At 68.1% G+C, this 18,791-nt stretch carries 15 protein-coding genes; 11 read left to right on the top strand and 4 right to left on the bottom strand.

The features are described 5' to 3' along the window. Positions 1 to 614: 614 nt before the first annotated feature. On the bottom strand, positions 615 to 935 hold the full coding sequence (locus Ato02nite_RS37625; protein ID WP_246607915.1) for an immunity protein TriTu family protein: 321 nt from the start codon (positions 933 to 935) through the stop codon (positions 615 to 617). A 20-nt stretch (positions 936 to 955) separates the two neighbouring features. Continuing rightward, positions 956 to 1,825 (bottom strand): hypothetical protein, encoded by an 870-nt coding sequence (locus Ato02nite_RS37620; protein ID WP_213011463.1) that lies wholly within the window; start codon positions 1,823 to 1,825, stop codon positions 956 to 958. A gap of 158 nt (positions 1,826 to 1,983) precedes the next feature. Between Ato02nite_RS37620 and Ato02nite_RS37615 the strand changes: the two genes are divergently transcribed. From Ato02nite_RS37615 to Ato02nite_RS37565, 11 genes are all read left to right on the top strand, one after another. Next, positions 1,984 to 2,691 (top strand): ABC transporter ATP-binding protein, encoded by a 708-nt coding sequence (locus Ato02nite_RS37615; protein ID WP_213011462.1) that lies wholly within the window; start codon positions 1,984 to 1,986, stop codon positions 2,689 to 2,691. Beyond that, complete coding sequence (locus Ato02nite_RS37610; protein WP_213011461.1) at positions 2,688 to 3,392, top strand: ABC transporter ATP-binding protein; 705 nt, start codon at positions 2,688 to 2,690, stop codon at positions 3,390 to 3,392. The genes Ato02nite_RS37615 and Ato02nite_RS37610 overlap by 4 nt, the downstream gene beginning before the upstream one ends. Continuing rightward, positions 3,393 to 4,271 (top strand): branched-chain amino acid ABC transporter permease, encoded by an 879-nt coding sequence (locus tag Ato02nite_RS37605; protein ID WP_213011460.1) that lies wholly within the window; start codon positions 3,393 to 3,395, stop codon positions 4,269 to 4,271. Next, entirely contained in the window at positions 4,268 to 5,278 is a 1,011-nt protein-coding gene (locus Ato02nite_RS37600; RefSeq protein WP_213011459.1) for a branched-chain amino acid ABC transporter permease, read from the top strand. The genes Ato02nite_RS37605 and Ato02nite_RS37600 overlap by 4 nt, the downstream gene beginning before the upstream one ends. Further along, positions 5,275 to 6,543, top strand: a complete 1,269-nt coding sequence (locus tag Ato02nite_RS37595; protein WP_213011458.1) for an ABC transporter substrate-binding protein — start codon at positions 5,275 to 5,277, stop codon at positions 6,541 to 6,543. The genes Ato02nite_RS37600 and Ato02nite_RS37595 overlap by 4 nt, the downstream gene beginning before the upstream one ends. Before the next feature lie 43 nt (positions 6,544 to 6,586). Beyond that, a complete protein-coding gene (locus tag Ato02nite_RS37590; RefSeq protein ID WP_213011457.1) occupies positions 6,587 to 7,330 on the top strand; it encodes an SDR family oxidoreductase in 744 nt (247 codons plus the stop codon). Then, positions 7,327 to 8,103, top strand: coding sequence for an SDR family oxidoreductase (locus tag Ato02nite_RS37585; protein WP_213011456.1), 777 nt, complete (start codon positions 7,327 to 7,329; stop codon positions 8,101 to 8,103). The genes Ato02nite_RS37590 and Ato02nite_RS37585 overlap by 4 nt, the downstream gene beginning before the upstream one ends. After that, a complete protein-coding gene (locus Ato02nite_RS37580) occupies positions 8,100 to 9,092 on the top strand; it encodes a phosphotransferase family protein (RefSeq protein WP_213011455.1) in 993 nt (330 codons plus the stop codon). Before Ato02nite_RS37585 ends, Ato02nite_RS37580 begins: the two co-directional genes overlap by 4 nt. Then, complete coding sequence (locus Ato02nite_RS37575; RefSeq protein WP_213011454.1) at positions 9,092 to 10,294, top strand: acyl-CoA dehydrogenase family protein; 1,203 nt, start codon at positions 9,092 to 9,094, stop codon at positions 10,292 to 10,294. The genes Ato02nite_RS37580 and Ato02nite_RS37575 overlap by 1 nt, the downstream gene beginning before the upstream one ends. A gap of 17 nt (positions 10,295 to 10,311) precedes the next feature. Then, positions 10,312 to 10,875 (top strand): TetR/AcrR family transcriptional regulator, encoded by a 564-nt coding sequence (locus Ato02nite_RS37570; protein WP_213011466.1) that lies wholly within the window; start codon positions 10,312 to 10,314, stop codon positions 10,873 to 10,875. A 616-nt stretch (positions 10,876 to 11,491) separates the two neighbouring features. Beyond that, positions 11,492 to 11,722, top strand: a complete 231-nt coding sequence (locus Ato02nite_RS37565) for a hypothetical protein (protein ID WP_213011453.1) — start codon at positions 11,492 to 11,494, stop codon at positions 11,720 to 11,722. A 291-nt stretch (positions 11,723 to 12,013) separates the two neighbouring features. Here Ato02nite_RS37565 and Ato02nite_RS37560 read toward each other — a convergent pair whose 3' ends face one another. Both Ato02nite_RS37560 and Ato02nite_RS37555 read right to left on the bottom strand, forming a co-directional pair. Further along, a complete protein-coding gene (locus Ato02nite_RS37560) occupies positions 12,014 to 12,310 on the bottom strand; it encodes a barstar family protein (RefSeq protein WP_213011452.1) in 297 nt (98 codons plus the stop codon). 1 nt (position 12,311) lies between these two features. Further along, a complete protein-coding gene (locus Ato02nite_RS37555; protein WP_213011451.1) occupies positions 12,312 to 18,770 on the bottom strand; it encodes an RHS repeat-associated core domain-containing protein in 6,459 nt (2,152 codons plus the stop codon). Positions 18,771 to 18,791 lie beyond the last annotated feature (21 nt).

Genomic DNA, 18,791 nt, shown 5'->3' with positions numbered 1-18,791 from the left:
AACGCAGCGCAGGCCGGAACGTAGCAGCGGGCGCGATGCAGGTCGCAGCGGGCGCGGGCAACAGCGGCGCGGGCAACAGCGCGGGCGCGGCGCAGGCCGGAACGCAGGGCGGGCGCGGCGCAGGCCGGAACGCAGGGCGGGCGCGGCGCAGGCCGGAACGCAGGGCGGGCCCAGCACGGGCCAGAACGCAGAGCGGGCCCAACGCGAGCCGGAACGCAGAGCGGGCCCAGCGGGCCGGAACGCAGAGCGGGCCAGAACGCAGAGCGGGCCAGAACGCAGGGCGGGCCCAGCGCGGGCCGGAACGCAAAGCGGCCCAGCGCGGCCTTCAACATCAAGACCATCGGTGATCTGGTGGGCAACAAGCCTGCGGGCCACCCAGGCGATCACCGAGTTCGGCCGCATCGCCATGTAGTACCGCGCGCTGGAGTCGCCACCGAAGCATGGCCGGCCAGTGTGGTGACCGCGCGGGCCGTAGCGCAGTTCGCTCGTGCTGGGTCAATCGGCGTTGCCGGCGCGGTGCCGGTGATCAGAGCTGCGGGTCGAGGCTGCGGTGCTGTTCCGCAAACGGTCGGCCTCGGCCGGTGAAGCGGAAGCCCACCCTGCTGTGGCAGTGCCTAAGAATCGCCCGATGCGGGCGGGAGACTCAGCGCAGCGGCCAGGTCGTCGAGACAGGCCGCGAGTTCGGTGATGCTATTCAATTGGTAGACGGTGACGGCGATATCGTTGACGGCGACGTCGCCGACGAGTAGTTCAGCCTCGCCGCTGGTCCAGACGGTCAGTTGGACCAGTCGGCGCATCGTGGTGCAATCGATCCAGGCGGATGGCTTACTGCCGGTCGAGTTCCGATGTAGCTGACACTCAACTCCTTCCGCTCGCCAGTGGGCAGCCCTGGCGGTCGCCACGGTGGCGAAGTCGTCGAGGTCCAGCTCCATCATGCGGCGATGGTAAAGCCGGATCAGTCGTTGGGGAGGCCGAGTTCCTCGCGCCAGGATTCTGGGCTCACGTCGTTGGCCCACAGGATTGAGCGGCCGCCGGCTGCGGCGATGGTGGCGACGGTTCGGATGAAGGACAGGCTGGTTGCGGGCCAGTCATCGTCGGCCTCCGGCGAAGCCTTCTGGGTGGTCATGGCGGCGAACGTCGGCGGGTAACGGGGCAGCGGCAGGCGGGTCAGGGTGGCGGCCAGCTCGGCGGTTTCGGCGACCGTCAGCCAGCCGTGGATGCCCTCGGTCACGCCGTATTGATGGCCCAGTGCCGCGCCCCTGGTGGCCAGCGCGTCCAGCAGGCCGCGCACCGGGTCGGCAGCCGGGACCTCCCAGCGTTCCAGCAGCGGGACGTAGTAGTCGGGCGTGATGGTCCGGCCCACGAACACCGACGGGCCCAGGCATCGGGTGGCGATCAGTGCCTCGTGCAACACATTGAGCGGCTCGGCGCCGTGCGGGTCGTTGTCCCGGTGGAACGGGCATCGCGGCCGCTCGGGGCAGGCCAGCGAACCGCATCGGACGCGCTTGCCGACCGAGCGGTCGACCCGGGTGGGGCCGGCGTAGCGCAGGTCGGAGCCCAGCCACGTGCAGTGCCGGACCAGGTCGACCGGCTCGGACCGGAAGCGGCCGGCCAGGCGCGGCCACACCAGGTCGTAGCCGTCGTCGCCTGCATGGTCGGCCGGCCGGGAGTTTTCCACCGCCACCGCGGCGTGCGCGGCTCGGGTGAACAGGTCGGCCAGCCACGTCGCCGGTGAACCCGTGCGCAGCAGAGCGGTCAGAGCGGGGACGACCTCGCCCCGATAGCGCTCGTAGTCGAACACGAAGATTTCGGCGTCGGCGCCCACGATCACATCGTCGTCCGTCGAACGACCCAGGGGAAGCAAGTTACGGACTAGTAACGAGGCCATTGACGCCGGGGCCGAAAAAGTTACACTCCCAGTGTAAATAGTTGACCTTCAAACCCTCCACTCAGGACGTCCACCGGTCCGACCTTGAGGTGATCATGTCAACGCGCACTGACCAGGGGCTTTCCCTCCACCACATAACCGTCCGCTTCGGTGGGCTGCTCGCTCTCGACGATGTGTCGCTCCGGGTTTCGCCGGGCCGGGTCGTGGGAGTGATCGGGCCCAACGGCGCCGGTAAGACGACGCTCTTCAATGTCATCTGCGGGTTCGCCGCGCCGCAGTCGGGCGAGATCACGCTGGACGGCAAGCCGTTCAAGCCGCGGCCGCACCATCTGAACCGGCATGGCATCGCGCGCACGCTGCAGGGTGTCGGCCAGTTCAACGGCATGACCGTGCTGGAGAACGTGCTGACCGGCATCCGAACCGGCAAACCCACCGAAAAGGCCGCCTACGAGGCGCTGGAACGGACCGGGGTCGCCGACCAGGCCGCCGCCTATCCGGCCATGCTCCCGTACGCCAAGCGCAAGCGGGTCGAGCTGGCTCGGGCCCTCGTCGCCCGACCGCGCATCCTCCTGCTGGACGAGCCGGCCGGCGGCCTCGACGCCGAGGAGATCGACTGGCTGGCCGAGCTCATCAGAAACCTGGACACCACGGTGCTGCTGGTCGAGCACCACATGGACCTGGTCATGTCGGTCTGCGACGAGATCCTCGTGCTGGATTTCGGCAAACCGATCGCGCTCGGCTCGCCGGATGAGATAAGAGGGAACGAAAAGGTTGCCGAGGCCTACCTGGGGACAGCCGCGTGAGCGCGCTGCTCGAGGTCGAGGGGCTCACCGCGGGGTATGGCGCGGCACCGGTTCTGCACGACGTGTCGCTCACCGTCGACGCCGGTCAGATCGTCGCGGTGCTGGGCGCGAACGGCGCCGGCAAGACGACGCTCCTGCGCACCCTCTCCGGCCAACTGGCCTGCGAGAAAGGGCGAATAACCGTCGACCGCGAGGACCTGCGCGGGGTGAAGGTCGAGCGGATGGTCCGGCACGGCATCGCGCACGTCCCGGAGGGGCGCGGCGTGGTCACCGAGCTGACGGTGGACGAGAACCTGCGGCTGGGCGGCCTGTGGCGGAAGCAGAAGCCGAAGCTCGACGGGATCTACGACCTCTTCCCGGCCCTGGCCCAGCGTAGGAACCACCTCGGCCATCAGCTGTCCGGCGGCGAGCGGCAGATGCTGGCGATCGGCCGCGCGCTGGTCGCCGAACCGCGGCTGCTGCTGCTCGACGAGCCGTCGCTCGGGCTGGCCCCGAAGATCACCGCGCAGATCATGGCGCTGCTGCGGGACCTGCGCGACCGCACCGGCCTGGCGGTGCTGCTGGTCGAGCAGAACGTGCGCAGCGCGCTGTCCGTGGCCGACGAAGGCCTGGTGCTCGCGCTCGGGCGGGTCGTCACCCGCAACGACGCGGCGACGCTGGCCGGCGACGCCGATCTCCGGCACGTCTACCTGGGGTTTTAAATGGACCGATTCCTCTACCTCACCTTCGACGGGCTCAGCCGGGGCGCGGTCTACGCGGCGTTCGCGCTGGCCCTGGTGCTGATCTGGCGGGCCGCCCGGATCGTCAACTTCGCCCAGGGCGCGATGGCGGTGGCCACCGCCTACGCCGGCTATTCGGTGACCAACGCGACCGGCTCGTACTGGCTCGGCTTCATCGTCGCGATCGTGGGCGGCCTGGTGCTCGGCGCCCTGGTCGAGCGGGTGGTGATGCGGTTCGTCGACCACTCGTCGCCGCTGAACGGGGTGGTGGTGGCGCTCGGCCTCGTGCTGATCATCCAGGGCGTGCTGGGGATGATCTACGGCAACGAGTTCCGGCCGGCCGAGGCGCCGTTCAGCCGGGACGCGTTCCAACTCGGCGACGTCGCCCTGCTGTCCCGCTACGACCTGTTCGTCTTCGCCGCGGTGGGCACGGTGGTCGTCCTGCTCACGCTTCTTTTCACCCGTACGTCGACCGGGTTGCGGATGCGTGCGGCGGCCTTCGCCCCGGATGTCTCGCGCCTGCTGGGCGTGCCGGTCAGCGGCATGCTGACCCTGGGCTGGGCGCTGGCCGCCGCGGTCGGTTCGCTGGCCGGGATGCTGGTCGTCCCCACCGAGCTGGGCCTGCATCCGAACGCGATGGACCTGCTGTTCATCTCGGCGTTCACGGCCGCGGTGGTGGGTGGCCTGGACAGCCCGGTCGGTGCGGTGGTCGGCGGGCTGATCGTGGGCCTGCTGCTGACCTATGTGAGTGGCTATCTGGGTGCCACGGTCGCCCCGATGGCGGTCCTGATCCTGCTCGTGGTGGTGCTGCTGGGCCGGCCCGACGGGCTGTTCTCGAGAGCGAAGGCGAGGACCGCATGACCACGGTGACGGCGCCCGAAAAAGTAACGACAAATCGGCCCAAGAGAAAAAGACTGAGCCCGCTCGCGGTGGTCATCCCGGCGGCGGCCGTCATTCTCGCCCTGACGTACGCGCTGCCGCCGTTCCGGAACTATCAACTGGCCACCGTCGGGGCCTACCTCTGCGTCACGGCCGGGCTGACCGTCCTCACCGGACTCAACGGGCAGCTCTCGCTGGGCCACGGCGCGCTCATGGCGACCGGCGCCTACACGCTCGCCCTGATGCAGAACCGCTTCAACGTTCTCGCGCTCGGCATCCTCGCCGCGGTCGCGGTCACCACGGTGGTGGGCGGGGTCATCGGCTTGGCGGCCGCGCGCCTGAGGGGCCCCTACCTGGCCGGCCTCACCTTGGCGGTCGCCACCGTTGTCCCGTCGATCGCGAGCACGTTCGACACGACGTTCAACAGCGATCAAGGGCTGACCGTCGCCCTCGAACCGCCGCCCGACGCGATCACGGTCGAACAGTGGCAGGCGTGGCTCTGCTGGGCGGGCGCGCTGGTGACGGTGCTCGTGATCGCGTACCTGGTCCGGGGTCGTTTCGGGCGGGACATGCGGGCCGTACGCGATGACGAGACGGCCGCCAAGCTCGCGGGCATCGGCGTCGCCCGTACCCAAGTCTTGGCCTTTGTCCTCTCCGCGGCCTGCGCCGGCCTGGCCGGCGCCCTCTTCGCCGTGCTCGCCCAAAGCGTCTCCCCCGGCGCCTTCCCGCTGACCCTGTCGCTGTTCCTGGTGATGGCCGTCGTGATCGGCGGTCTGGGCCGGCTGAGCGGCGCGCTGATCGGCGCGGTGCTGCTGGTGGCGTTGCCGGAGATCGCTCACTCGATCGCCGAGGACGCGGGCTCGCAGCGGCTGGAAGGCAACCTCGCGCTCACCTTCTTCGGCGTCGTCCTCGTCGCCGTCATGCTGGCCGCTCCCGGCGGTCTGGCCTCCCTCCGATTGAAACGCAACAAGCAGAAAGGCCGCACATGAAACGCACCGCCGCGATCGTTCTCACCGCCGTGCTGCTGGCCGCAGGCTGCAGCAGCAACGGAAAAGGCAATAGCAGTGGTAGCAGCGATACACCCGGAGTGACCGACACCGAGATCACGGTCGGTACGCACATGCCGCTGACCGGCCCGGCCGCGGCCGGCTACTCGAAGATCGCGCCGGCCACCAAGGCGTACTTCGACTACGTCAACAAGAACGGCGGCGTCAACGGCCGCAAGATCACTTACAAGATCATGGATGACGGCTACAACCCGGCGAACACCCAGCAGGTCGTCCGGCAGCTGGTGCTGCAGGACAAGGTGTTCGCGATCCTGAACGGCCTGGGCACGCCCACCCACACCGGCGTGCTCGACTTCCTCAAGACCAACCGGGTGCCCGACCTGTTCGTGGCCAGCGGCAGCCGCAGCTGGAACCAGCCGGACAAGTATCCGGGGACGTTCGGGTTCAACCCGGACTACACGGTCGAGGGCAAGATCCTCGGGACGTACGTGAAGGAAACCTACCCCGGCAAGAAGATCTGCTTCCTGGGGCAGGACGACGACTTCGGGCGGGACAGCCTGGCCGGCATCGAGAAGATCCTCGGACCGGTCGCGGCCAAGCAGTCCTACGTGACCAGCAACCCCAACGTGGTGCCGCAGATCGGCGCGCTCAAGGCCGCCGCCTGCGACGTTGTGATGCTGGCCACCGTGCCGGGCTTCACCGCGCTGTCCATCGGCACCGCCGCGAAGGTCGGTTTCCGGCCGAAGTTCGTGGTGAGCAACGTCGGCTCCGACCCGACCACCCTGGCCAAGACGCTCGGCCCGACCGGGGCACCGCTGCTGGAGGGCGTGGTGGCGGCCAACTACCTGCCGCTGGCGACCGACGACGCGAACCCCTGGATCCAGCTCTACAAGAAGGTCAACACCGAGTTCAACGGGAACGCCGAGTTCGACAACAACGTCGTCTACGGCATGTCGGTCGGCTACCTCTTCGTGCAGTCGCTGCAGGCCGCGGGCAAGGACCTGACTCGGGACAACCTGACCGCCGCGGTGGAAAAGGGCGGATTCACCGGGCCCGGGCTGGTGCCGGTCCGTTTCTCGGCGAAAGATCATTCAGGGTACGGCGGTGAGCAGTTGACCAAGCTCACCGGCGGCAAAGCGCAATATTTCGGGACGCCGTACCAGACTGATGACGGGGATGGAGCGGTGGCCGCCTACACCGGAACGGCGGTCGCACCTCCACAGAACGGAATCCCTACGGCACAGTAGCTTCAGACAACCGGAATATATTTTATCGAGCAAGGGAGCGGCGATGGCGGACCAAGTGGCGATCGTGACCGGGGCCAGCAGGGGAATCGGATTCGCCATCGCGCAACGCTTCGTAGCCGAGGGCTACAAGGTGGCGATCACCGGGCGTAACGCCGAGGCTCTCGACCAGGCGGCCAAGGACCTCGGCGGCGCCGACGTCGCGATCGGCATCGCCGGCAAGGGCGACGACGCCGACCACCGCGCCCAGGTGATCGACACCGTCCTCGGCCAGTACGGCCCGATCACCACGCTGGTCAACAACATCGGCATCAACCCAGCGTACGGTCCGCTCGGCTCGCTCGACCTCGGTGCCGCCCGCAAGATGATCGACGTGAACGTCCTCGGCACGCTCGGCTGGGTGCAGGAAGCCCTGCGCGGCGGGCTGGCCGAGGGCGGCTCGATCGTCAACATCTCGTCGGTCTCCGGCGTGCGGCCCGCGCCCGGCATCGCGTTCTACGGCGTCACCAAGGCCGCGCTGATCCACCTCACCGAGGAGCTGGCCGTCGAGCTGGCGCCGAAGGTGCGGGTCAACGCGGTCGCCCCGGCCGTGGTCAAGACCAAGTTCGCCACCGCGCTCTACGAGGGACGCGAGGCGGAGGTGTCGGCGGCCTACCCGCTCCAGCGGCTCGGCGTGCCCGAGGACGTGGCCGGCACGGTGGCGTTCCTGTGCGGGCCGGACGCCGCCTGGATCACCGGACAGACCGTCGTCATCGACGGCGGGCTGCTGCTGACCGGGGCGGTGCAATGAGGCGGGTCGTGGTCACCGGCGCCGGCGGCGGGATCGGCGCGGCCCTGGCCCGCCGGTTCGCGGCCGAGGGCGCCGAAGTGATCGTCAGCGACCTCGACGCCGATGCGGCCGCGGCGGTCGCCTCCGAGATCGGCGGGCTGGCCGTCCCGGCCGACGCCGCGAACGAGGACGACACCCGCCGGTTGATCGAGGTCGCCTGGGCCGAGCTCGGCGGCGTCGATCTGTTCTGCTCCAACGCCGGGGTGCTCACGGCCGGCGACGAGAACACTCCCGACGCGGCCTGGACCAGGGACTTTTCGGTCAACGTGCTGTCCCACGTCTACGTCAGCCGGCACCTGCTGCCGCGCTGGCTCGATCAGGAGGGCCCGCACCGGCTGCTCATCACGGTCAGCGCGGCCGGACTGCTCTCCATCCTCGGCAGCGCGTCCTACGCCGTGACGAAACACGGCGCCCTCGCGTACGCCGAATGGCTTCGTGCGACGTACGCCCATCGGGGTTTGATCGTTCAGGCCTTGTGCCCGCAGGGCGTGCGCACCGACATGCTGACTCGCGGCAACGAAGGCGGCAGTGCGGCCGCCGCGTTGCTGGCCGAGGGCGCCCTCGAACCGGCCGAGGTCGCCGAGGTCGCCGCCAAGGCGCTCGAGGGCGAGAGCTTCCTGATCCTGCCGCACCCCGAGGTGGCCGATTACTACAAGTTGCGGGCCACGGACACGGATCGGTGGCTCGGCGGGATGAACAAACTGCAGCGGGCGTACGAGGGGAGCGCTCGATGAAAGGACTCGACCTCGCGGCGCTGCAGCAATATCTCGGGTCCGCGCGGGAACTGACCGGCACCATGTTCGCCGGCGGGCGATCCAACCTCACCTATGCCATCACCGACGGTGAGCAGCGGTGGGTGCTGCGGCGGCCGCCGCTCGGGCATGTGCTGCCGACCGCGCACGACATGGTTCGGGAGCATCGCGTCCTGGAGGCGCTCTCCAAGGCCGGCTTCCCCGCTCCCCGGCCGGTGCTGTTGTGCACCGATGTCGACGTGATCGGGGCGCCCTTTTACCTGATGGAGTACGTCGACGGGCGGATCTACCGCGATTCCTCGGACCTGGAAGCGCTCGGCGATTCCGGTCTGCATTCGCTGGTTCTGTCACTTGTGGACACCCTCGCCGACCTGCACTCCCTTGACCCGGCCGCGATCGGGCTCGCCGACTTCGGCCGGCCGGAAGGCTTCAACCAGCGGCAGGTTTCCCGGTGGAAGAAGCAGCTCGACGCCTCCCACAGCCGCGACGTGCCCGGCATCGCCGAGCTGCACGCGCGGCTGGCCGTGGACATTCCGGCCGGCGGGCCCGGCACGGTCGTGCACGGCGACTTCCGGCTCGACAACGTGCTGATCGGGGACGACCTCGACGTGCGGGCGGTGCTCGACTGGGAGATGTCCACGCTCGGCGATCCACTCAGCGACGTCGCCCTGATGCTCGTCTATGCGGGGCTTCCCCTGCAGGTCAGTGACGGGCGGGCCACCGTACCGCTGAAAGTGCCCGGACATCCCGGCCTGCGCGAGATGAGCGACCGCTACGCGCAGCGGAGCGGTCGCGATGTCAGCGACCTGCACTGGTACGTGGCGTTCGCCGCATTCAAGCTCGCCGTGATCCTCGAAGGCGTGCATTACCGGTACGTTCACGGACAAACGGTCGGTGAAGGTTTCGATTCGATCGGCAACCTGGTGGGCCCGCTGGTGATGCGCGGCCACGAGGCGCTGGAGGGAAACTGATGGACTTCGACTTCGACGCCAAGACCGAGGACTACCGCAAGCGGCTGCTCGCCTTCATGGACGAGCATGTCTACCCGGCGGAGCCGTCCCTCGCCTCGCACGACGGCTGGGAACCCCCGGCGGTCCTGGGTGGTTTGCAGACCGCGGCTCGCGCGGCCGGCCTGTGGAATCTCTTCCTACCGGGTGCCAACGGCGCCGGGCTGACCAACCTCCAGTACGCGCCGCTCGCCGAGATCACCGGTCGCAGCCCGTCGCTGGCGCCGGCCGCGCTGAACTGCGCCGCGCCCGACACCGGGAACATGGAGGTGCTCAACGAGTTCGGTTCCGCCGAGCAGAAACAGCAGTGGCTGGAGCCGTTGCTGAATGGCTCGATCCGGTCCGCGTTCGCGATGACCGAACCCGGCGTCGCCTCGTCGGACGCCACCAACATCGGCACCCGCATCGTGCGCGACGGCGATTCCTATGTGATCAACGGCCACAAGTTCTACATCAGCGGCGCGATGAACCCGAACTGCAAGATCTTCATCGTGATGGGCAAGACCGATCCGGCCGCCGCCCGCCACGTGCAGCAGAGCATGATCCTCGTGCCGCGCGACACGCCCGGCGTACGCGTCGAACGTGGCATGCGGGTCTTCGGCTACACCGACGGCGACCACGGCGGCCACGCCGAGGTCTTCTTCGACGACGTACGGGTGCCGGCCTCGAGTTTGATCGGCGAGGAGGGCAGCGGCTTCGCGATCTCGCAGGCCCGCCTCGGCCCCGGCCGCATCCACCACTGCATGCGCCTGATCGGGATGGCCGAACGCGCCCTCGAACTGATGTGCACGCGGGCCCTGGCCCGCACCCCCTTCGGCAAGCCGCTCGCCGAGCAGGGCGTCGTGCAGGACTGGATCGCCGAATCCCGGGTGCGCATCGAACAGGCCCGGCTCCTGGTGCTCAAAGCCGCCTGGCTGATGGACACCGTCGGCAACAAAGGCGCGCACACCGAGATCCAATCCATCAAAATCATCGTGCCCAGCACCACCGAATGGATCATCGACAAGGCGATTCAGGCCCACGGCGCCGCCGGCGTCGGCCAGGACACCCCACTGGCCGCGCTGTGGGCCGGAGCCCGCACCCTGCGCCTCGCCGACGGTCCCGACGAGGTGCACAAACGCTCCCTCGCCCGACGGGAGTTGAACCGCTACCGGAGCGAGAAGTGACCTCTTCGCCACAAAAGATGGACGGCCGCACCGCCCGTTCCGAACGCACCCGCAACGCGATCGTCGACGCCCACCTGCAGTTGATCCGCGAAGGCGACCTCCGCCCCACCGCCGACCGGATCGCCAAGCAGGCCGGGGTGTCGCTGCGCGCGCTGTGGAGCCACTTCGCGGACATGGAGGCGCTGTTCGCCGAGAGCGGGCAGCGCGTCCTCGAACTGCGCGACGCCGCTCATCGCCCGGTATCGCCGAAGATGCCGCTGCCGGACCGGATCGACGCGTTCTGTCGGCAGCGGGCCCGCCTGCTGGAGCAGATCGGCCCGAACGCCAAGGCGTCGGCTGTTAAGGAGCCGTTCTCCGAGGCTCTGCAGAAATACCGCAAGCTGCACATGGCCCGGGTGCGCGAGGAACTGGCGACGCTCTTCGCCGCCGAGATCAACGGCGATGAGGAACTGCTGAACGCCCTGACCGGGGTCAGCATGTGGGCGACGTGGTCGAGCTGGCGCGAGGTGCTGGGCCTGTCGGTGCCGGCAGCGCGGGCCGCGATGGCCCGGACCATCACGGCTCTGCTGACTACGACGTGAGCCTACTTGGGGGCGAGCGCCTGAGGCGCTCGCCCCCAAGGGCCTACGGCACCTGATGTTCGCGGCGAAAGGCCGCCAACCGGTCCTTGTCATCATCAACGGCTTCAAGGATGTCGAGCACGAATTCCGCATTCGACCCTCGAAGAATTCCGTAGAGCGTCCAGACACCATCGCGAGCCCTCGCGACGCACCGCTCGGCGAGGTCGTCATTCCCGAGTTCGTACTCGGTCGGTGCGGCTCGCCGTAGACGATGGTATGCAGGATTGTCAGGAACTCATCCTCGACCCAATCCTCGAGCCGGCCGCCCGGCAGCGCCGCCAAAATCACGCGGGTCGCCGACAGCGCGATCTCATAGAGCATGGATTGCGTCTCAAGGCGACCGTAAAGGCTGTATCCAGCCGCATCGGACTGGCGACCGCCATCCAACAGGCGCGCGAAAACCTCCGGCACCGACGGCCCACCCGCCAGCGGTGCCCGATAGGAACGCCAGTCGTGGCGTCCGGGCTCGGTCCTCGCCGCGCGAAACGAGACGGCCATGGGCTACAACCACCATTTCACTAATGGCCGAAGAGCGTGCCCGGCACAAAGTTACTTTCCGGATCCGGTCCGTTCCAGAATGTTGGTCTCCGCGCAGTTCGGCGACGAGGAACCGCTGAACGCCCTGACCGGGGTCAGCATGTGGGCGACGTGGTCGAGCTGGCGCGAGGTGCGGGGCCTGTCGGTGTCGGCAGCGTGGGCCGCCATGGCCCCGCACGATCACTACTGCTCTACTGATCGCCACCTGAGTTTGTCGAAAGGAGCCGTCCGGCGGGCGCTTGCGGCACCCGCCGAGCGGACCGAACGCTAAATCGAATCAATAGAGTGCCGGTTGGCCGCGGCGGCCGCGGTCTTCACCACCAGAACCTCGGAGAAGCTGCCTCATTCTGCCCGGGCGACCACGCCTGCTCCTTGCCGGCGAGCACAGTGATAGTGCAGCACGCGCCTGCGCAGCGATCCCCCCAACTCGTCGAACAGGCCAAGAGTTCGCGAGTTGCGCGGCGTTCCCTTCATTGGTCGGCTGTCGCCTTCGCACCGTTTCCACCGCCTTCCATGCCAGCCAATGCAGTAGCGGCGTGCGACACCATCCTGGCCGACCGGGCTACTCCCGGATCTCTACGTTGAACCGATCCTTGTAGCCCGCTTCGACATCTTTCGCCGCCACCTTCCGGAGGAGGTCGACAATCTTGTCGAACAGATCCTCCCCCATGCCCTCCCGGCTCTTTGCGGCATCGACCCAAACCAGGTAGACGGGGCGCTCGACATCCGTCGTGAGCCGGTCCCACAACGCGTCCAGGTTCTTACCGTAATAAGGACCGAGGTCCAGCTCTCGGGCGAGGAACCGGTGGAGTTCAAGCTCAGAAACGATGCGATTCCCCGGAATTGTAACCGAAACCATTTTATTTCCAATTGGGCAGCTGAAAAACGGACTCGTAGTGGTCATTTGTGACGTAGGCAAGGCCGTCATTGGAGTACAGCAGGCGAGTTCCCGGCTGCTTGGACCGCTTCATGCTACCGACCAGACCCACATCGGCTTCAGACCAGCTTCGTCCGGCAGCAGCAGGCACCACACCCGTGCTGTTCTCGAAGACATCCCCACCAATTTGGCCACCGGGTACGTGGTTCCAAATTGCCTTGCCAGGCTCCCAACCCGCTGCTCCCGCCTGCGCCTTGGTGACATAGTTCGAGGGAAGCTTCCCGGTGCTTCGCAAGGACTCGACGAGCGGATTCGCGGCTTGGGCCGTCTTTAAGTCGTTCGTGAGTCCGACACCAGCGTTTACACTGGCTGCTCCACCGCTGACGCCGCCATCAGCCGCGCCCGCAGCAGCGTTGGAGGCCGATCTCGTAAAGGCGCCTCGGCTGAGGCCGCCGACGATGTTGCCGGCTTCCTTCTTTGCGGCGGCGTTCCCGGCGGCTACCGCCAGCTTGGCGCCACCCCCGGAAGCGAGCGTCGACACGCCGGCTTTGATGCCGGCGCCGCCTATCGAGCCCAAGCCGCCCGTCGCTCCGCCGATGACGCCGCCTATCGCGCCCTGGATAAGCATTCCGCCGAGGCTGAAGTTGCCCTTGTGCTCGACCTTCGTCTCGATCGCGTACTGGACCATGCTGCCGACCGCGCCGGCCAAGGCCCCGCAGGCGACCGCACCCACCCCAGTCCAGCCGATGGCGAAGCCGCAGCCGACACCGACCGCCACGCCAACCACGGCGCCCGCGATGGCGGCCTTGTGCTCGTCTACGAAGTTGACGGTGGCGGTGGCGGCCTTCTTGGTGTGGCACCAGGCGTTCCAGCCACAGCCCTTCTTCTTCTCCTTCTTCTTGGCCGGCTTGTCGTCGCCATCCGACTGGGAGCCGTGGTTGAAGTACTTGTCCGGTGTGGTGGTGTGGTCGCCTGGGTCCTTGGCGACCATCAGGCCGGACGGGTCGGCGTGGACGATCGGGTTGTTCAGGGCGTACGCGTAGCCCTCCATCGACTGCGGGTCACCACTGTTGAGCACCGGGTCGACCGAGATGAAACGGCCCAGCGCCGGGTCGTACTCGCGAGCACCGAGATGGGTCAGACCGGTCGGGTCGGCGGTGCCCCCGACGAAACCCTTCGTGTTGATCCAGGAGACCGCCTGGCCCCGCGCCGTACCGAAGGGCGTCTGCCGGCGGATTGTCGACGTCTGGGTCTGCTCGTCGATGCTGACATTCTGGGTGCCCTGATGGTCGGCGGCCAGCCAGTCCAGACCCGCCGAAGTGCGTTGGGCTACCGTGCCGCCGCCGAACGAGTAGTAACGCGTGCAGCTCGTCGCGCCCGTGCTGTTGGTGTAGCGCAGTTCCTCGCCCGGCAGGTAGAGGGTCTTGCCGGTGGTGTCCCGGCTGATCAGGCGGTTGCCGTCGGCGTCGTACACATAACTGGAGCTGCCGGCGGTGTCGGTGACGCTCTGCAGGTTGCCCTCGGCGTCCCAAACCAGGGTCTGAGTGCCGTTCGGGCCGGGGCGGGTCTTGGTGTTGCCGGCCTTGTCGTAGGTGTACGCGGCCGTACGCGAACCGGTGTTGTCGGTGGTCGTGGTGCCGCGCAGGGCATGCGGCTGGCCGGTGAGCGGGTCCGCCGGGGTGCTGTCGGTGAAGGTGTAGTCGGTAGTGACGTCGCCGTTCGGGGTGCCGTGGTCCACCAGCTTGGCGCGGGCGCCGCCCAACGTGTAGCTGTAGCTCTGCCAGTACGGGGCCGGTCCGCCCAGGCTCGCGGTGGCCGGGGTGGCCGCGCAGTCCCCGCCGCCCGGAGTCCAGGCCTCGGCCAACCGCTGGTAACGGTCGTAGCTGAAGCACTGGTTGTCGGCGGTGGCGGTGTCGGCCATCTTGGTGACGTTGCCGGCGTCGTCGTAGGTGTATTCCAGGTTGCTGACCGTGTTCGGCGAGGCGCTGTCGCGGCGCACGCTGATCTGGTTGAGCCGGCCGGTGGTCAGGTCGTTCTGGAAGTTGAGGTAGGCGCGACCGCCTTGACCGGAGAAGAAGCCGGTGTAAAGGGTGTACTGGGTGGCATGACCCAGGGCGTCGTACTGGCTGTCGGAGACGATGCTCGTCTCAACCTCGTAATAGAGGTTCATCAATGTTTTTGGCTGGTCATAGGCGTTGTAGCCGTACAGGAGGGTCTCCGACGGCAGGTCGCCGGTTGCCGGATAGGTGCTGGCGCGCACGCTCCCGTCGGGGTTGTAGCCCGTGGTGAACTGATAGGTGCCGTTCAGCCCGGACTCCGAGGTCGGGATGGTCACGGCCGACACGAGTGGCTGGTAATGCTCGTCGTACTGCTTCACCGCGGTGACGTACCGGTTGATCCCGTCGATCCGGTTGGACTGGAAGAGCTGGCCCTTTACCGGGGTCGTCCCGTCGGCGAAGGTCGCTTGGTCGTAGTCCCACTGGGCGAGCTGGCCGGACGACGAGACGCCGGTGCCCTTGTACAGGCCTGTTTTCCGGTCGAGCGCGTCGTAGGTGTAGGTCAGCGCGACGTTGTTGCCGTCCTGCGTCGCGGTGAGGCGGCCCGCGTTGTCGTACTTGCTCAGGGTCTTCCCGGCGTCCGGGTCGGTGCTGCTGGTGGTGCGGCCACGCAGGTCGTACGCGTAGGTCCACTTGCTGCCGTCCGGCGTGGTGACCGATTCGAGCAGGCCCTTGCGGTTGTAGGCGTAGTCGGTGTGGTCGTAGTCGGTGCCGGTGGCGCTGCGGGTCGGGTACTGCCGCAGCTGGATGGTGCGTTCGCGGGCGTCGGTCCAGGTCGACGAGGCGGTCGCGCCGGCCGGCGGTTGGACGTCGACATGGTCACCGCCGTACACCGTGGTGGTGCGCCAGCGTTCGACCGTCTTCGGCTGGAAGACCGAGCTGACCGGGCGCCCGGCACCGTCGTACACCGTCTTGGTCTGGTTGGGAATGTCTTCCTGGGCGATCGGCTGCACCAGGGTGGCGCCGGGGGTGCCGGTCTTATCGTAGTAGGCGCCGTTGCTCAGGTAGGCCCGCCCGGCCGCGTCGTAGAACGTGTCGGTGAGGATCCGGCCGCCGGCCGGCGAGGCCGTCTGGGTCTGCCGGGTGCGCAGCAGGCCGTCGTAGAGGGTGTACGACTTGGTGACCCCGCCGCCGGGATTGAGGTGGCTGGTGGTCACCGCGTTCACGCCGTCGGTGCGGACCAGGTAGTCGTACGCCACGTCGGGGGTGTCGGAGGTGTAGTCCCGGCCGGGCGACCACATGGCTTTCAGCCGGCCGAGCCCGTCGTACTTGAGCGTGGTCCGCAGTTGGTTGACATCGACGGTCGAGGTGGCCAGGCCCCAGGCCGGTTCGATGGTGCTGACCGCGGTCCAGCCCATCGGGTTGGTGTCGACGGTCTGGGTGACCGGGCCGGTGGTGGCCGGCGTGTAGGCGGTCGCCGAGCGCCGGTCGAGCGCGTCCCAGGACTCGACGACACGACCGAGCGTGTCGTAGGCGGAGCGGGTGACCTGCACGTACGTCGGGCTGGTGGTGCTGTAGACGCTCATTTGCTCGGTCTTGGTGACGTCGCCCTTGGTCGGCGCGACCCCGTAGTCATGACCGTCGTAGTACGTGCGGGCATCGCCGATGACATCGGCCTCGGCAACGGTGCCGGCGATGTTGGCGCAGCTCAACGCGTACGTCTGGACGCGTTGTGGCAGCGACATCAGCCACAGCGTGCCGTTGCGCGGTTCGTAGGTGGTGGCGGTGCACTGTTCGTCGCCGGTGACCACCTCGTCGCCGAAGTCGTCGGTGCGCACGGCCATGCCGTACGCATCGAAGGTGGATTTGGTGTAGGTCGTACGGGTCCACGGCGCGTGGTCCAGCGTGGTGCGCGAGTGGGTGCCCTCGGTGTTGATGAAGCGGGCCTCTACGGTGGCACCGCCGATGGTGCGGGTGGCGGTGGCGGCCGACTTCCACGGGTCGTTGATCTCGCCGGACACCTCGGCCCCGCCGGGCCCATTGAAGACCCGGCTCTCCCGGACCATTCCGGTGAAGGCGTCGTCGTCCGGCAACGAACCACCGAGCGAGTCGGGCACGGTGGCCGACCGCGTCGATGTGGCGGACAGGAAGTCGCCGTTCAGGCCGCGGAAATACGTGGACTCGGTGTACGTCTGGCCGCCCGGGTCACCGGTGGTGACGCCGACCTTCTGGTAGCCGCGCCACTGCGACCAGGTCTTCGCGTCGTCCGAGATGATCCCGTCGTCGTCGGTGTAGTGCCAGGCCGGCGAGCCGATGTAGGTGTAGTGGTGCAACACCCTGGTGGCCCCGCCGGTGCGGTCGGTCTCGGTGACCTCGTTGACGACGTACCGGTTGAAGTAGTCGGTCTGCTGCGGGTAACCGGGCGGCGACCAGCGAACCGGGTAACAGCGTTTGGTATTCGTCGACGGGTTGGTCGGCTTGGTGGTGGGCGTGCAGTCGCTCTCGAGGTAGTCGACGTGGACGATCGCGCCGGTCTCGCTGTTGATGTCGGTGAGGCGCGGCCAGTTCATCGCCGGGGCGTTGTCGACCGCGTCGACCCGGTTGGGCAGGGCCCGGCCGGTGAACGTGACGTCCGGCATGGTGGTGGTGCCGCCGACCAGGCCGGCGTGCCCGATCTTGGCAAGCCACAGGCCGGCCCGGGTGCCGTCGCCCGGGTCGGGGAAGGAATGGGTCAGAGTCCACCGTTCGACCGGCCGGAAGTTGCCGGTGAGTACCTCGTACGTGCTCGTGGTGACGCTGGCGAGCCGGCGGGTGCTGTAGAACGAGGGCATCAGCAGGTCGCACGTGGTGGTGCTGGTGCAAGCCAGGTCCCACGGGGTGTCCGGCCAGTGGGCGGCGTCGTGGGTGGTGCAGGCGCTCAGGCAACGGTCGCCGTAGGCGAAGTCGATCTGCGCCGCGGCATGCCCGTTGAAGACCGTGTCGGTGCCGGTGGCCGAGTCGGGTTCGACTCGGGTGCCATAGCTGACGTGGTCGAGGTAACCGGCCCGGACGTACGACTTCACGCTGCCGGTGCCGGACTTGTAGTTGTTCGAGTCGGTGTCGTACCAATACGACGTCGTGTTGTTGTGCGGGTCGACGACGTAGTCGAGGTTCCATCGCCAGGCCTGCACGCAGGATGACGCGGCGAAGGTGCTCTGATGGCAGCGTTCGTTGGTGTTGTTACCGAAGACCGGCACCGTCCAGGCCGACCTGGTGGTGGCACCGGTCGTGCCGGGCAACTTGTTACGGCCGAACCAGTACTGGGTGCCGTTGACCGTGGTGACGACCCACCACTCGCCGTTATAGGTGCCGTTGTCCGCGTCGAACCGGCGCTCGACCTTGGAACCGTCGTCGTTGCGAAGATGCCACAGGTTGGCGTTCGCGGCATCGCGAATCAGGTCGCCGCCGCTGCCCCCCAGGGTCATCGACGCGTTGTCGGTGACCCAGCACTGGTCGTCGGCGTACTTGTCAGCGTCACCCGCGTTGTTTCCGCCAGAGGTGTCCGCGCTGCAGTTCTTGTAACGCCGTTCGATGAAACCGCTGGTGCCGAGTTCGAAGCCCTCGCCGACCTCGGACGGCTGATTGTTCGACGACACCATCCGCCCGTCGACCGACTGGGACGAGTAGCCGAGTTCCAGCGTCGGCGACGGCCCGTTCAGACCGGGCGGCACCCGCATCGGGAACGACCAGGAGAAGTTGCCCGAGGAACTGCCCGCCGACCAGGTGCCGGAGGCGTTGAGGCTGGTCGCGCCGTAGTTGCCGGACGGCCCGGACGGTGCCGCGGCGAGCGCCATGAGCGTCGTCGCCCCAACGGCGACGTCCGCGGTCGCCCGCTTCGCGGCGACATCATTCCGGGTGGGTACCTCGGCCCCGGCGCAGTCTTTGCGCTCCGGAGTGGTCAGGGCACATTCCGGCAGCCGTACGAGTCTGAGCCGGGTCGCCCAGTCACCGCCGTACGCCGTCGCGAACTTGCTGTAGTCGACGGTGACCCCGACCGGAGCGGCAGCGTTCGAACCGTCGGCCCGCCCTACCCGGAAGAGCAGGCCGGCGACGTCGGCGCGATCCGCGGTGGCCCGGTCGAGCACGTCCACGTGCATCTTGGACGGCCGCGCCTTGCCGGTGCCGGCGGCGTGGAAGCTGATCGGCGCGCTGTCGGTCGCGGCGACCGCCACGTCCGCGCTGGTCGCCTTCGGCCAGACCGGGGCGGGCTGGGCGGAGGCGAGCTTGGCGAAGCCGGGCGGGGCCGGCTTCGCCGCAACGCCCCGCACGGCGATGCTGGGCTGAGCGGCCGGAGTCGGCGGGGTGTACGGCTTGGGCTTGGCCGCCCATGCCGGCTGCTGCTGCAGGGTGACGACGAGAACGGCCGACAGGGCCAGTGCCACCGCCGTGATGAGACGGGACTTCACCGAAGACCTCCGGGTGCGCAT

The sequence above is a fragment of the Paractinoplanes toevensis genome (assembly GCF_018332695.1).
GTDB classification, from domain to species: Bacteria; Actinomycetota; Actinomycetes; order Mycobacteriales; family Micromonosporaceae; genus Actinoplanes; species Actinoplanes toevensis.
This window is presented reverse-complemented; position numbering and strand designations above follow the sequence as displayed.